At 38.8% G+C, this 14,252-nt stretch carries 14 protein-coding genes and 1 pseudogene; 1 reads left to right on the forward strand and 14 read right to left on the reverse strand.

Annotation, left to right across the window (positions count from 1 at the left end; all coding sequences use genetic code 11):
* Nucleotide 1: 1 nt before the first annotated feature.
* The 13 genes from F606_RS0115115 to F606_RS21290 form a co-directional block, all read right to left on the reverse strand.
* Nucleotides 2-748 carry a cell division protein FtsQ/DivIB gene (locus tag F606_RS0115115; RefSeq protein ID WP_019554729.1) on the reverse strand — a complete coding sequence of 249 codons (747 nt, stop codon included), beginning with the start codon at nt 746-748 and terminating at the stop codon, nt 2-4.
* Nucleotides 749-909: 161 nt separating this feature from the next.
* Nucleotides 910-1,845 carry a D-alanine--D-alanine ligase family protein gene (locus F606_RS0115120; RefSeq protein ID WP_019554730.1) on the reverse strand — a complete coding sequence of 312 codons (936 nt, stop codon included), beginning with the start codon at nt 1,843-1,845 and terminating at the stop codon, nt 910-912.
* 173 nt (nt 1,846-2,018) lie between these two features.
* Nucleotides 2,019-3,395, reverse strand: coding sequence for a UDP-N-acetylmuramate--L-alanine ligase (gene murC / locus F606_RS0115125; RefSeq protein WP_019554731.1), 1,377 nt, complete (start codon nt 3,393-3,395; stop codon nt 2,019-2,021).
* 19 nt (nt 3,396-3,414) lie between these two features.
* Complete coding sequence (gene murG, locus F606_RS0115130) at nt 3,415-4,554, reverse strand: undecaprenyldiphospho-muramoylpentapeptide beta-N-acetylglucosaminyltransferase (protein ID WP_019554732.1); 1,140 nt, start codon at nt 4,552-4,554, stop codon at nt 3,415-3,417.
* Between the two features lie 34 nt (nt 4,555-4,588).
* Nucleotides 4,589-5,953 carry a UDP-N-acetylmuramoyl-L-alanine--D-glutamate ligase gene (gene murD, locus F606_RS0115135; RefSeq protein WP_019554733.1) on the reverse strand — a complete coding sequence of 455 codons (1,365 nt, stop codon included), beginning with the start codon at nt 5,951-5,953 and terminating at the stop codon, nt 4,589-4,591.
* Between the two features lie 18 nt (nt 5,954-5,971).
* Nucleotides 5,972-6,931 carry a phospho-N-acetylmuramoyl-pentapeptide-transferase gene (mraY, locus tag F606_RS0115140; protein ID WP_019554734.1) on the reverse strand — a complete coding sequence of 320 codons (960 nt, stop codon included), beginning with the start codon at nt 6,929-6,931 and terminating at the stop codon, nt 5,972-5,974.
* Between the two features lie 24 nt (nt 6,932-6,955).
* The gene (locus F606_RS0115145; RefSeq protein ID WP_019554735.1) at nt 6,956-8,323 is read right to left on the reverse strand and encodes a UDP-N-acetylmuramoyl-tripeptide--D-alanyl-D-alanine ligase; all 1,368 of its coding nucleotides are present in this window, start codon (nt 8,321-8,323) and stop codon (nt 6,956-6,958) included.
* The gene (locus F606_RS0115150; RefSeq protein WP_019554736.1) at nt 8,323-9,810 is read right to left on the reverse strand and encodes a UDP-N-acetylmuramoyl-L-alanyl-D-glutamate--2,6-diaminopimelate ligase; all 1,488 of its coding nucleotides are present in this window, start codon (nt 9,808-9,810) and stop codon (nt 8,323-8,325) included. Before F606_RS0115150 ends, F606_RS0115145 begins: the two co-directional genes overlap by 1 nt.
* Before the next feature lie 243 nt (nt 9,811-10,053).
* Nucleotides 10,054-10,410, reverse strand: a complete 357-nt coding sequence (locus F606_RS0115155; protein WP_019554737.1) for a cell division protein FtsL — start codon at nt 10,408-10,410, stop codon at nt 10,054-10,056.
* 25 nt (nt 10,411-10,435) lie between these two features.
* Nucleotides 10,436-11,377, reverse strand: coding sequence for a 16S rRNA (cytosine(1402)-N(4))-methyltransferase RsmH (gene rsmH / locus F606_RS0115160; protein ID WP_019554738.1), 942 nt, complete (start codon nt 11,375-11,377; stop codon nt 10,436-10,438).
* Between the two features lie 13 nt (nt 11,378-11,390).
* Entirely contained in the window at nt 11,391-11,822 is a 432-nt protein-coding gene (mraZ, locus tag F606_RS0115165) for a division/cell wall cluster transcriptional repressor MraZ (protein WP_019554739.1), read from the reverse strand.
* 147 nt (nt 11,823-11,969) lie between these two features.
* Nucleotides 11,970-12,782 (reverse strand): polysaccharide deacetylase family protein, encoded by an 813-nt coding sequence (locus F606_RS0115170; RefSeq protein WP_019554740.1) that lies wholly within the window; start codon nt 12,780-12,782, stop codon nt 11,970-11,972.
* A gap of 25 nt (nt 12,783-12,807) precedes the next feature.
* A complete protein-coding gene (locus F606_RS21290) occupies nt 12,808-13,635 on the reverse strand; it encodes a prolipoprotein diacylglyceryl transferase (protein ID WP_019554741.1) in 828 nt (275 codons plus the stop codon).
* 156 nt (nt 13,636-13,791) lie between these two features.
* Here F606_RS21290 and F606_RS0115180 point away from each other — a divergent pair, with 156 nt between their 5' ends.
* A complete protein-coding gene (locus tag F606_RS0115180; RefSeq protein ID WP_019554742.1) occupies nt 13,792-14,001 on the forward strand; it encodes a DUF1858 domain-containing protein in 210 nt (69 codons plus the stop codon).
* A gap of 118 nt (nt 14,002-14,119) precedes the next feature.
* Here the strand turns inward: F606_RS0115180 and F606_RS23720 are convergent.
* Nucleotides 14,120-14,252: pseudogene (locus F606_RS23720) on the reverse strand (IS200/IS605 family transposase); the annotation flags it as partial.

Below are 14,252 nucleotides of genomic sequence, written 5' to 3' on the forward strand. Positions count from 1 at the left end.
CCTATCTATTTTTAAATTTAATAAAAGGTGCTGTAAAATTAAAATCAATATATTCAATAGACTGTTTCATGGTTTGCATGTTTTGAATAAAATCCTGCGTTGCTTTTGCCTTTTCCGATAATCGATCTGTACTACCCAGACGAATTTGGACTGAATTTCTTGTATAGGCCACAATCTGGTCTGGTGCTGCTATATGAACTTCTGATATTTGATTTACTGAAGTTTCATCAAGCTGCGCTAAATACTCGAGTACTTTCAGACACGTCGCATCCAGTACACTGTCACCAATATATAAATTGTGCAGCACAACGCCTGTTATAATCGGAACCTGCATATCTGTTATGGTTTTATGAACAGCCAAGACCATACCCTTTTTATCAATTTCAAGAAACCCATACTCACAGGCCACAGATGCAATTGGTTTGCGCTCTATAATTTGAATTTTAATTGTACTAGGAAAACTTCTTTGAACAACCGCTTGTTCAATACGCAAGTCCTTGCAGAGTTTCGTTTGAATTTCCCTGGTTGTCAGACGAAAAATATTAACTCGATCCGGCAGCCCAGCAATCCGTATCACTTCATCTTGTGACATATACGTGTTTCCACTTACTTGTACACGATTAACACTAAAAACTGGTGAACAAAGCAAACTGATCATGCCAATAAAAAAAATAAGTAAAATGAATACGAGCAGGAAGAATTGTTTTGAAATTGTTTTTTTTCTCGCTTCATGATCCATCTCATCCATTTAATTCCACCTCATTTTAACGACAACACTCCCACATGATATATTAAAGTGAATAGATTTATTATATATCATATGAATACCAATAAGAAAGCGACTTTTGTCCCGTATATTAAAAATAAAAACCAGGCAGTACACTTACCGCCTGATTTTTAAGTTTTTATCTAATCCAAGTTTACCATAGCAAGGAGTTTTTCACACAAATCTGGAAATTCAATTCCCAAAGCTTGCGCGGCTTTAGGCACCAAAGAAGTAGCAGTCATTCCTGGAACTGAGTTTACCTCCAGTACATAGGGTATGTTGTCTTTATCAAGCATCAAATCAACGCGAGCGATACCTGAGCACCCTGCCGCCGTAAATGTGCGGACAGCCAGCTCCTGAACGGATTTTGTAACCGTTGCATCAAGGTTTGCTGGCACTATATATTCGGTTGCACCTTTCGTGTATTTTGACTGATAATCATAGGTACCCGAATGTGGTACGATTTCAATGATCGGCAAGGCTGTTTTATCGGCAGAGTTTCCCCAGACAGCCACCGTCAGTTCACGCCCTTTAATAAATTCTTCAACTAAAACGTCATTACTGTATTCAAAAGCTGTAACGAGCGCTTGTTGCAAGCTTGCTTGTTTTTCAACAATGCTAACGCCAATACTGGACCCTTGAGCCGCTGATTTCACAACAACCGGCAGCGAAAACTCTTGCATGATTTCCTTAACCAGGTCACGCTGCTGGTCTTCTTTGAGATATGACTTTGAACGAGGTGTTGAGATACCCCGTGCCATAAAAATATTTTTTGAAACAACTTTATCCATCGTTACCGCAGAGGCTAAAACACCCGACCCCGTATAGGGTATCCCGATCATGTCCAGTACACCCTGGAGCACACCATCTTCACCAAATTTACCATGCACCGCATTAAATACAATATCACAATGACGTTCCCGCAATTGTTCAACCAGATGATGCGGGTCAAGTTCCAACCCCTCAGCATTATACCCTTTTTCTTTGAGTGCTGCTAAAATTGCCTTGCCTGTATTTAATGAAACTTCTGCTTCGGCTGAAGGTCCGCCCATCAAGACAATAATCTTCTTATCCTTCACGTTAAAAATCCTCCTATTTACGATCTATATAGACGCACTAAATAAATTACATCCAGTCTATCAGTCTGCCAGGAATGATAGGGCATCGCTTGCTTCCTACGTAACGCCACGGAGCCCTATACCCCATTCCTGACGATTACCATGTAAAATTTTTAATGCCATATATATCACAATTATTTTCCGTTTAAAAGGTCTACTAATTCTTCGCCCGTACGGTAAATATCGCCAGCGCCCATACTAAGTATAAGGTCGCCAGATTTGGCAATGCTTCGCAGATAAAAAGCTATATCGCTACGCTTAGGAATGTAAATTACTTCTTTACCAGTTTGCTTTTCTACTTCGTTTTTTATCGTTTCTCCATTAATACCAGCAATCGGTGCTTCGCCCGCAGAATAAATATCCGTTAAAACCAAAATATCGGCTTCCTTAAAGCAAGAGCCATAATCATTGAGTAAAAGCTTTGTTCTGGTGTAACGATGCGGCTGAAATGCACAGATCACACGATTTGGTTTTGTCTGTTTCGCTGCAATAAGTGTCGTACGAATTTCTGTAGGGTGATGTGCATAATCATCGACAATCCAGATACCATTGATACGTCCTTTGGTTTGAAAACGACGTTTCGCCCCATTAAAATGGACAAATCCAGCTGCCATTTGTTCAACGCTCAAACCAAGCTGAATACCTACAACCGTTGCCGCGAGTGCATTAAGTACATTATGCCGCCCCGGTACACGTAAAGCAATCCTGCCTAAATTCACACCATTGTGCATAACATCAAAGGACGTTCCCGCACCATCAATATGAATATTTGCCGCCTGATAATCGGCTTTATAATCAATAGCATACGACAAATAATGGCGATCAAGCGTTGGAGCTATATTTCTTATATTCTCATTTTCAAAGCACAGCACTGCCAAGCCATCTTTTTGGGACAAATTACGAATAAATTGTTTAAACGTCTTTAATATATTTTCCATTGAACCATAATAATCCATATGATCATCTTCAATATTGGTAACTACAGCAATATGTGGTAAGAGTTTCAAGAAAGAACCATCACTTTCATCCGCTTCAGCCACTAGATACGCACCATTGCCGAGCTTAGCATTACTGCCTAAATAATCAACTTCACCGCCAATTATGATTGTCGGCTGAATCCCTGCATGATCAAGAGTCACACCCAGCATAGATGTTGTCGTTGTTTTCCCGTGAGCACCTGCTACAGCAATCCCTTTTTCCTGATTCATCAGCATTGCCACAATATCAGAACGATGAAATATCGTAATATTATTTTCTCTTGCTGCCATAACTTCTGGATTATCATTGGCAATAGCCGTTGAAACAACGATCGCATCAACACCAATAACATTCTCTTTATTATGGCCTTGAACTATTTTTGCCCCTTGCGCTTTTAATTTTTCAACCAATTCTGATCCATGTAAATCGGACCCAGAAACACTATAACCTTTTTCCACTAAAATTTTTGCTATTGCACTCATCCCGGCACCGCCAATGCCAACAAAGTGAATTTTATTCATATGTTTTAGCAACGATACTCTCCCCCTTTATTTATATGTCATCATTGCATAATTTTTTTAGTCCCTGATCAGCCAGCAAAATTACGATTTTCGCAATTTCTTCGGCTGCTTCTGGTCGACCCATTTCCCGACTCGCTGTTGCCATTTTTAAAAGTTTAACCGGCTCACTTATGATTGATTCTATCGCTTCAATCAATCCGGCCGATGTAAGATCTTTATCGCGAATCATAACTGCCGCACCGCGTTTTACCAATGCTAAAGCATTAAATTCTTGATGATTTTCCGCTGCATATGGATATGGAATCAAAATAGATGGTATACCTTTCGCCGTTAATTCAGCAATACCTGTTGCACCAGCTCGAAATATTGCTAAATCAGCAAGTGCCAGTGCCTTGGGCATATCATATAAATATGGCTTAATCAGGATATTCCTGCTTTGTTGTAAATCAAGACCCTGTTCCTGCACGCTGGCAACTATATCATTATACTCATTTTTCCCCGTAACATGCAATAATTGTATGTTTTGACTACCGGCAAAATGTTTATGCACATCAATCATGGCTCGGTTCATACTGCGTGCCCCACGACTGCCACCCGAAATTAATATTGTCTTTTTATTCGTATCAAAACCAAACTCTGCTAAACCAGCCTGACGATTCATTGATAAAACTTCTGCTCGAATTGGATTACCAGTAAACACAACTTTTTCTTTTGGGAAATACTTCACCGCGTCCTGATAGCCCACGGCAATTTTCGTAACAAATCTTGCCAGAAGCTTATTCGTGATCCCCGGAATTACATTTTGTTCTTGAATTAAAGTAGGAATCCCCATTAAACTTGCCGCCAGTAAAATAGGTCCGCAGACGAAACCGCCAGTGCCGATTACAACATCTGGTTTAAATTGTTTTACAATCCGTCTAGCCTGCCAAACACCACGAATCGCTTTACCAACTGTTTTCGTCATTTTAAGCGATAGCTTCCGTTCCAACCCGCGGATATCAACCGTTTGAAATGGTAATCCTTCTTTTGGAATAATATCTGCTTCCAAACCAATTTTTGTACCAACATAAAGAATTTCTAGATTTTCCACTTGGTTTTGGATGGTCCTGATCAATGTAATAGCCGGGTAAATATGTCCACCCGTCCCTCCACCTGATATAATGATTTTCACAATCAAGCGCTCCTTGCTTATAAACTACAAAATTCTATTTCAACTGTTGTATTAACTTTTTAAAGGCACGACCACGTTCTTCATATCCATCAAACATGTCAAAGCTTGCACACGCTGGGGACAATAAAACAACTTGAGGATACTGTGCCAGCTGATATGCCAAACGTGTAGCAGCTTCCATTGAATAGCCCGCTTCATGAATATTCGCTGCTGAAAATCCATTTTTAATGGCAGCCTCTTTAAACCGAGCTGCTGCCGCACCGATTAAAATTAGCTGATCCACTTTTTCACAAACCCGTTTCATAAAATCTGTCAAATCTGTATTTTTATCATGCCCGCCAGCAACCAAAATTATATGTCCGTCAAACGTTTCGAGTGCCTTGATGGCTGATTCCGGATTGGTCGCCTTTGAATCATTATAATAGGGTACTTTCCCGATCGTCCGTACCAGTTCAATTCTATGTTCAACGCCGGCAAATTTCTTCAGAATTTCCACCATGGCAATCGGATCAACACCAGCTAAAAATGCTATTGAAATTGCCGCCAAGGCATTTTCAACATTATGTCCGCCTTTGATCTGCATATCCTTGACTGCACAAATACGATATATTTGTTGGTCCCAAATAATCACAAAAGAATCAGCTTGAATAAAAGTCCCTTCTTTTAGTGTCTCCAGACGACTAAAAAACATCACTTTTCCACTAGCGCGTGCTGCCATTGAACGTGTCCTGGCATCATCATAATTAAGTACAAGATAATCCTCTTTGGTTTGCTTCTGGAAAATCCGTTCCTTCATTTTTTGATAAGCATCCACCGACCCGTGCCGCGCAATATGATCCGGTGTCACATTTAAAACAGCGGCAATATGCGGTTTAAATTCACGAACACCTTCGAGTTGATAACTTGATATTTCAGCCGCAACACAACCTGTTGAGCCTACACGCATCACTTCATCACAAAGTGGTTCACCAATATTGCCACCGATACCCACATTTTGCTGCAACGTCTTCAAAAGTTCACCCAAAAGTGTGGTCGTGGTCGTTTTTCCATTCGTTCCCGTAATCGCATAAATTGGTACCTGTGCTAAACGATAAGCAACTTCAACTTCACTCATAATTTCAATGCCAAGCAGCTTCGCCTTTGCCACAAGTGGAATCGCCATAGGAACTCCTGGTGAAAGAATCAAATAATCAAGACCAGCCAGCAAACTATCTTGCTGCGGTCCAAGCACAACCGTAACGCCACAAGCGCGCAACTCATGTAAATCAAGCTTAATCTTATCTTCTGTTTTTGTATCACTTAAAATAACACGGGCTCCCAATTTACAAGCCAGTTTTGCAACGGCAAAGCCGCTGATTCCAGCACCTAAAACAACAACTTGTTTGTCTACAAAATCCATCTTTTCTATTCCTCCAGATTAACTTACCTTCAATATCAGTAAAGCTGCCACGCTGCAAATCAAACCAACCAGCCAAAAAACTCCGACAACCTTTGTTTCAGACCAGCCTTTCAATTCAAAATGATGATGAATTGGACTCATTAAAAAAACACGTTTGCCTCTTGTTTTAAAAGAAATAACCTGTATGATAACGGACAACGCTTCTATGACAAAAACAAAACCAACAATCGCTAATAAAATTTCGGTCTTAGTCAAAATTGCGACCGCAGCTAACGCACCGCCAAGTGCCAATGAACCGGTATCTCCCATGAAAACTTTTGCCGGATGCACATTAAACCACAAAAAGCCTATCGTTGCCCCCGCTACACCCAAACAAAAAATAGCAAGATCGGTTTTCCCAAAATGTAAACAAATAAGTGCATAAGCCAAAATAGCAATGGTCATTGTTCCAGCTGCCAGACCATCCAGCCCATCGGTCAAATTGACCGCATTTGTTGTCCCCACGAGGACGAAAAACACTAAAAAATAATACAAGATACCCAAATCAAACGTCATGCCGCTAAAGGGAAGCCATAGATCTGTTTTCATTCCCATATAATTTACCCCGATATACGTAACAATCAATGCCATAACAATCTGTCCGAAAAGTTTCTGTTTTGCTTTTAAACCTAAATTACGTTTTAAAACAACTTTTATATAATCATCTAAAAATCCAATAACACAATGACCTAACATAACAAAAAGGGCTAAACAAACCTCCATATTTAGTTTAGCAAATAAACACGTTGAAATTACAATAGCAAGCATAATCATAAGTCCGCCCATTGTTGGCGTTCCGGTTTTCGCTTGATGACTCTTCGGTCCTTCTTGACGAATACTCTGACCAAACTTCATTTTATGTAATATGGGAATAAGCACGGGCCCACTGATTAAAACAATCAGCAGCGCCACCAGTGTCGGATAAAATAAAACTGACATAATAAAACTGATTCCTCCCAAATATTAAATCAAATCAATGATTTTTTCCATCTGCATGCCCCGTGACCCCTTAAATAAGATCGTATCATCCGGCTGTAATATTTCTTTTAAAACCGTGCCCGCTTCAGCATGAGAGTTGCAAGTATATACTAATTTAACCCCAGCGGTCCGGGCTTCATGCGCAATATGAGCTGCCATATCACCAAATGTTATCAATGCATCAATTTTTTGAGCAGCAACCATTTTTCCTATATTTTTATGTGCCTCGACCGAGACGCTGCCAAGTTCGAGCATATCACCCAACACAGCAATTTTACGTGCTGAGGCAACTTCAACTAGTGTTTCAAGTGCAGCTTTCATCGACATTGGACTCGCGTTATAAGCATCATTAATTACCTGATACAATCCTACCTGCTGGATTTCAAAACGCATCTTCGTCGCGGTAAAACCAGCCAAACCTTTTTGCATTTCAAGTGCAGAAAATCCTAGTGTAAACCCTACAGCAAGTGCTGCCAGTACATTATAAACATTATGACGGCCTACTATCGGCAAAACAAATGAATACGTTTTTCCTTTAAACATACAGTCAAACTCCGTACAATTTTTATGCACGGTTTTTATATGTCCAGCCCGTAGATCACTTGGCTTTTCTATCCCAAATGTAACACATTTACCTTGTACCTTGCTCTGCATGGCTGCTACAAAAGAATTATCAGCATTTAAAATGACCACAGAAGCTTCATCCAAATGTTCAACAAGTTCCGCTTTTGCTTTTGCAATATTCGCAAGTGACCCCAAAATTTCCATGTGAGTCTCACCAACATTTGTCACAATTCCAATTGTCGGCTGGGCAATTTCAGCCAATTCTGCAATTTGACCAAATCCGCGCATTCCCATTTCAACAACGGCTGCTTGATGATTTGCCTGTAATTGCAGCAATGTTTTCGGCAAACCGATTTCATTATTAAAATTTGCTTCCGTTTTCAAAACATTAAATTTAGCAGAAAGTACAGCTGCCGTAAAATCTTTCGTTGTTGTTTTCCCATTTGACCCCGTAATTGCAATGACTGGAATCGAAAAACGTCGCCGATAGACTTTTGCCAAAAGTTGGTATGCTTTTAACGTATCCGCTGCCTGAATTACTGTAACAGGCAAATCATGCAGTTCCGCTTCTGAATATTTACGACTGACAAGAACCCCAGCTGCACCATTTTCAATAGCCGCTTGTAAAAAATCATGTCCATCGAATTTTTCTCCGATCAGTGCAACAAAAAGCACACCTTTTTTCACGAATCGGGTATCTGTAACAATATCACAAAATTTGTTTTGCTTTGTTTGAAGTACAACTGCCGCAAAAGCTGCCTGAACTTCAGAAAGGGTAAAGCTTGCCATTAGTGTTTCCCCCTAATTGCAGCACGAGCCACTTCTTTATCATCAAAATGGATCGTTTGGTCCTTAAGAATTTGATAATTTTCATGTCCTTTGCCCGCAATAATTACAATATCATCAACTTGAGCAATTTCGATCGCCCGAAAAATCGCCGTTTTTCGATCAATGATTTTTTCATGTGGTTTACCCGCTAATTCTTCTTGAACGCCCGCTTCCACTTGCGATAAAATAAATTCCGGATCTTCCGTTCGTGGATTATCAGAGGTTGCAATCACAACATCCGATAACTTGGCCGCAATTCGCCCCATAATTGGCCGTTTTGTACGATCACGGTCACCACCACAGCCAAAAACTGTGATAATCCGTTTTTTAGCAATTTGACGAGCTGTATGCAAAATGTTTTCCAAACCATCTGGCGTATGTGCATAATCAACAATCACACTAAAATCCTGTCCCTCATCGACTAGCTCAAAACGTCCAGGAACACTTGTAAACTTTTCCAAAGTCGCCTGAATAATTTGCGGTGCTATTTTTTCCGCTAAAGCCGCACCAACTGCTGACAATACATTATACACATTAAAAATTCCAGTAATTTTTAATTTTAAATCCATTGTACCAAAGACACCTGAAATTGTGAAATTAGCCCCTTTTGCCAAAACATTAATAGCACTTGCTCTCAAATCACTTTCTTTATGAATGGCATAGGTCAAGCATTGGCAGGTAGTATGTTCAAGCATAACAAGACTTGCCGCATCATCAATATTAATAACTGCCGACTTATTTTCCTTTGTCTGTCCAGCAGCACTAACAAGATCAAAAAGTCTCGCTTTAGCTTTGGCATAATTTTCCAAAGTCTTATGATAATCAAGATGATCTTGCGTTAAATTTGTAAAAACTGCCGTATCAAACTCACAGCCAATCACACGATCCTGCGCTAATGCATGTGATGAAACCTCCATCACTACATAATCCATCTTTGCCTTTGCCATATCGGCTAAAATGCACTGCAAATCAATGACATCTGGAGTCGTGTTATGAATTGGCTGAATTTCATCTTCAATCATAATCTGAATGGTTCCAATCAGACCAACTTTATAGCCAGCTTCACGTAAAATGGCCCGCAATACATAACTGGTCGTTGTTTTACCATTCGTTCCTGTAATACCAACCAATCTCATTTTGCGAGCTGGGTAATCATAAAAATAAGGTACCACAAGGTGCATAGCTGCTTTGACATCTGGTACGCGCACCACTGTAATATGTTTTGGCACAATAACATCTTTTTCAACCAAGACTGCAACTGCGCCATTTTCTATTGCCTGTGCGATAAATTTATGACCATCAACAGTGGCTCCTGATATACAAACAAACAAAGTATCTTGTGTCACCTTACGCGAATCATGCGCTATGGATTGAATCCTCGTATTTTCGTCGCCAACGACGCTAACCTCTGTCAATAATGCTGCCAATTCTTTTATTGTTTTACTCATCTAAAATTCTCCTCTAATCTCTATTGAAGTAGAATAATTTGATATATATAATATGAAACCGTATTATATTATAAACCGTATAGACATTTTTTTATAGTCAAAATTCAAAAATCTAATTTATTTTATTAAAAACAGCCTGTTAGCTATGAAAAATTTCAATAAACCTCAATACAGCAGCCAAAATCGGCTGCTGTATTGAGGTTTTTCATTAGTCTAAGAATAGATTTGATAAAGGCTCAAGCTTTATTGTGTCTTTTGTGAAGCAAAATACACTTCCTTGGGAACCACCATCCCCAAATCCTGCGTGGCAATCTGTTTAATCCGTTGCGGTGATTTCATATAGGCTATATCAAGTTTAAGCTGCTCATTGGAGCGTTCTAGTTTATCGGCCTGTGCCTTTATTGATACTAATTCGTAACCTCTACTCACATTTTCCGCACTGCGAATGATCGTAAACATAGCCATAATTGAAAGTAAAACTACCAACATAAAACATTTCGCGCGAAGGGTTGTATTTAATTTAGGCTGCGGTATCTCGACCGATTTAACAGCAGGTACTTCCTGGTAAAGCTCAAATTCTTCTTTTCGCTTTGCTAACATGTGCCCTTCCTCCCATTAAATGCTCTCATATATCTTTTTTTTCAGCAGTTCTTAATTTAGCACTCTTGGCGCGTGAATTTTGATCCAGCTCCTCAAGCGTTGCAACAATAGGTTTTCCAATGATTTTAATCTCCGGCTTATGATTGCAAACACAGATTGGCAATCTTGGCGGGCAGATACAGCCCTTTGCCAGTTCTTGTAACGTCTGCTTCGCAATTCGATCTTCTAACGAATGAAAGGTAATAATACAAATCCGACCACCGACATTTAGATGATTTACGGCTGAGCGAAATGCAGTTTCTAAAATTCCCAGCTCATTATTCACTTCAATACGAATCGCTTGAAAGGTCCTTTTGGCTGGATGCCCTCCTGCATTTTTTCGCACAGCCGAAGGAATTGCTTTCTTTATTAAATCAACCAGTTCCCCTGTCGTTTCAATCGGTTTTTCCCGGCGCGCTTCTACAATAAACTGTGCTATGCGTTTTGCCCAGCGCTCTTCTCCATAAACTTTTAATAACTTTTCAATGTTTTCTTCTTCATATTTATTAACAACATCATACGCCGATAATCCTTCCGCTGGATTCATCCTCATATCCAGTGGTGCATCTTGCATGTAGGAAAATCCCCGTTCTGCTGTATCAAGCTGATACGACGAAACACCTAAATCAAATAAAATCCCATCTACTTTTTCCACGGACAGATTTTGTAAAACAGCGGACAAATTTTTGAAATTATCATTGACGATATCAATATTACAATCAGCACCTGCCAAACGCTCTTTTGCTACAGCAATCGCCGTTGGATCTTGATCAATGCCAATCAATCGCCCTTTTGAACTTAGCTGTTTAATAATACGTTTTGAATGACCACAACCACCTAACGTGCAATCTACGTAAATACCATCTGGGTTTGTTACCAGATTATTTATAGTTTCTTCCATTAATACACTTATATGGTGAAATTCCACAGTAAACATCCTCTCATATACCTAAATCCGTTAATGTTTCCGCAATTGTCGTCACCATCGGATTAATTTCATCATTATATGCTTCCCATTGAACCTTATTCCAAATTTCAATACGATTTGATACTCCAATTAAAACCACATCTTTTTCTAACATTGCATAATCTCTTAAATTTCCTGGCACAAGAAACCGGCTTTGTTTATCACATTCCAATTGTCTTGCTCCTGAAAAGAAAAAACGAACAAAAGCACGAGCTTCTGGTTTTGAAAGCGGCAGCTGTTTTAATTTTTCCGATAAAATTTTCCATTCACTCTGGTGATAAACAAAAAGACAACGATCTAAACCTTTCGTGATAATAAACGTTGTTCCGAGTTCTTCACGAAAATCGACGGGCAATATGATTCGTCCTTTTACATCAACACTATGTAAATATTCCCCCATCAGCACCGTTCATCACCACCTTATCGTAAAATCAACCACTTTTCTCCACATTTCTCCACTTTCAATCACTTATTTTCTATTCTTTGTAAAAAAAAAAAAACCTTCTTTTTTAGAAGGTTTTTTGAATATTATGCTATATTTGAACATTTTGTCCTAGCTTTTAATCCATCCTAAGTGTTCAAAGATCGGAATATAGTGTAAACGCTCATAAAAGGACTTAAACGTATTTTCCGTATGAAAAATTGGTACTCTCTCTAAGGCATATATATTACTCGCTTTATCAACATTCCCATATTTAACCGTGAAAGCAGCACGATATCCAGCATCTTTTACCATTTGTGCAATATGAAGATTATAGGTACCAGTTGGATAAGCAATGTAGCGGGTATCTTTACCTAAGTGTTCATCAATAGCTTTTTTCGAATTTATAAGTTCTGAACGAACTTCCTCATCATTTAATTCAGTCAAAGATTTATGCTGAACCGTATGTGATTCAATACTGATACCATTTTTCTGCAACTCTTTTGCCTGCGCCCAGGTTATATAATTCGGATATCGATCTAAAAAATCGGTAATCACAAAAATGGTCGCCTTAAATCCATACTTTTTAAGCACAGGATACGCATTTTTATAATTATCTTCATATCCATCATCAAATGTTATAAGAATTGGTTTTTCTGGTAACTCTGTTCCATTTTCCAAATTATCCAGCAGCTGATCTGCTGTAATTGTCGTATACCCCTGCTCTTTTAAATAAGCCATTTGTTTTTCGAAATCAACTGGCGCGACCGATAAAGAAATCTTCATATCATCTACTTTATGATAGTTCAAAATTACAACACTTGTATCACTGGCACTCTCGGCAACAAGTTTTTGATCTAAAATTTTGGGACCAGGCAAAAGCAACGGAATTAAAACAAGTAACATCACTAAAATTATTTTTTTATATAAATAAGAAAATTTCATGAATCAAGCTCCTCTTTCCCCGAAATCACTTTAAAAATTTAAATAGAGTTCCACAAAAAAAATTTTGTCTCTGATATTTACGCAAGCACCATATACAAAGGCAAAGCATTGACCCTAAAAGACAGGTTATTTGACCAAAGTGTAATGTATCATTCGCCGGTGCTCCCAAATAAAGAAATCCACAAAAGAAACGGATGAGTGCCACAAAAAAAATGCTGCTTAAAAAGATGGTGCCCTGCTTAATATGATTGCGTCGAATTTGCAAAAAAGATAAGATAATGGCAGCAACAAAAACGAAAAACTGCGCAATGGCTTGGTATAAAGCAACTGGCCTAAAATATTCATACCCTTCAAAACCAGAAGGTCTAAAATCATATTCAATATATTGGACCAAACTATGATCATTCGGAATATTAATCGGCAATGGAGTTCCCACCGTAACCTGCAAAACAAAATGCCCCAATTGATCCAGCATGAGTGCAAAGACAATTGCGGGTACTAAAATATCCAGCCAAAACCAAAAAGATAGTCTTTTCGCTGAAGTATAAAGAAAAACAACTAATATAAACCCCAAAAAAGCGCCATAAATTGAAATGCCGCCATGCGCACATTGGAGGATTTCACTCCAATTATTCTGATAGTTGTCCCAGTGTAAAATAACCTGACCCAGTCTGCCAAATAAAAAACCTATGGGTATACCAAAAAGCAAAATATCAACCACTCTTGAAAATTCTTGTCCACGCAAATATACATTAATCCAAGTAATTATCATGCCAATAAGAATTGCAATCGTAATGATAATTCCATACCAATATACATTTACATCACCAATTGAAAATGCAACGATGCCCATTTGTAATCTCCCCTATATAAAAATAATACACGTCTAATATTGTACCTTTATTCATATAAAAATACTAGTTTCTTTTAAGAATAAGTGTTAAAAGAATTTTATTTATGATATAATTCTTTTTGTCAAAGTATTATAAACACAGGAGGATTATTTACCATGAATATTACAAAAGAAATGGGAATTATGGATGTTGTCCAAAAATATCCCGACACCGTTGATGTTTTTATGAATGCCGGTATGGGTTGTTTAGGTTGTGCTGCAGCTCGTTTTGAAAATATTGAACAAGGTGCGGGCGCACATGGTATCGACATCGACAGTTTAATTGACGAATTAAACAAAGTTGCTGCAAGTCATGACCTCCGGTAAACCGGAGGCTTGCTCAAGCCCTGGAAGGGCATATTACTAACATAAGCCCCTCAAGGGGCGTCCGAATGGTCTAACCAACGTTTTACTTTTTCGGGCGACCCCTAAAGGGGCTTTTTATTTATGCCTTTTGCTTCTTGCTACCCGTAAACGGGTCCACAAACTCTTTTAAACTCATTTGTTCTGTTATTTGATCTTGTTCTAGCTGATTCCTAATGTAGTTCTCTATCTGCTTTTTATTTCTTCCTACCGTA

This window comes from Propionispira raffinosivorans DSM 20765 (assembly GCF_000381065.1).
Classification (GTDB): Bacteria; Bacillota; Negativicutes; order Selenomonadales; family Selenomonadaceae; genus Propionispira; species Propionispira raffinosivorans.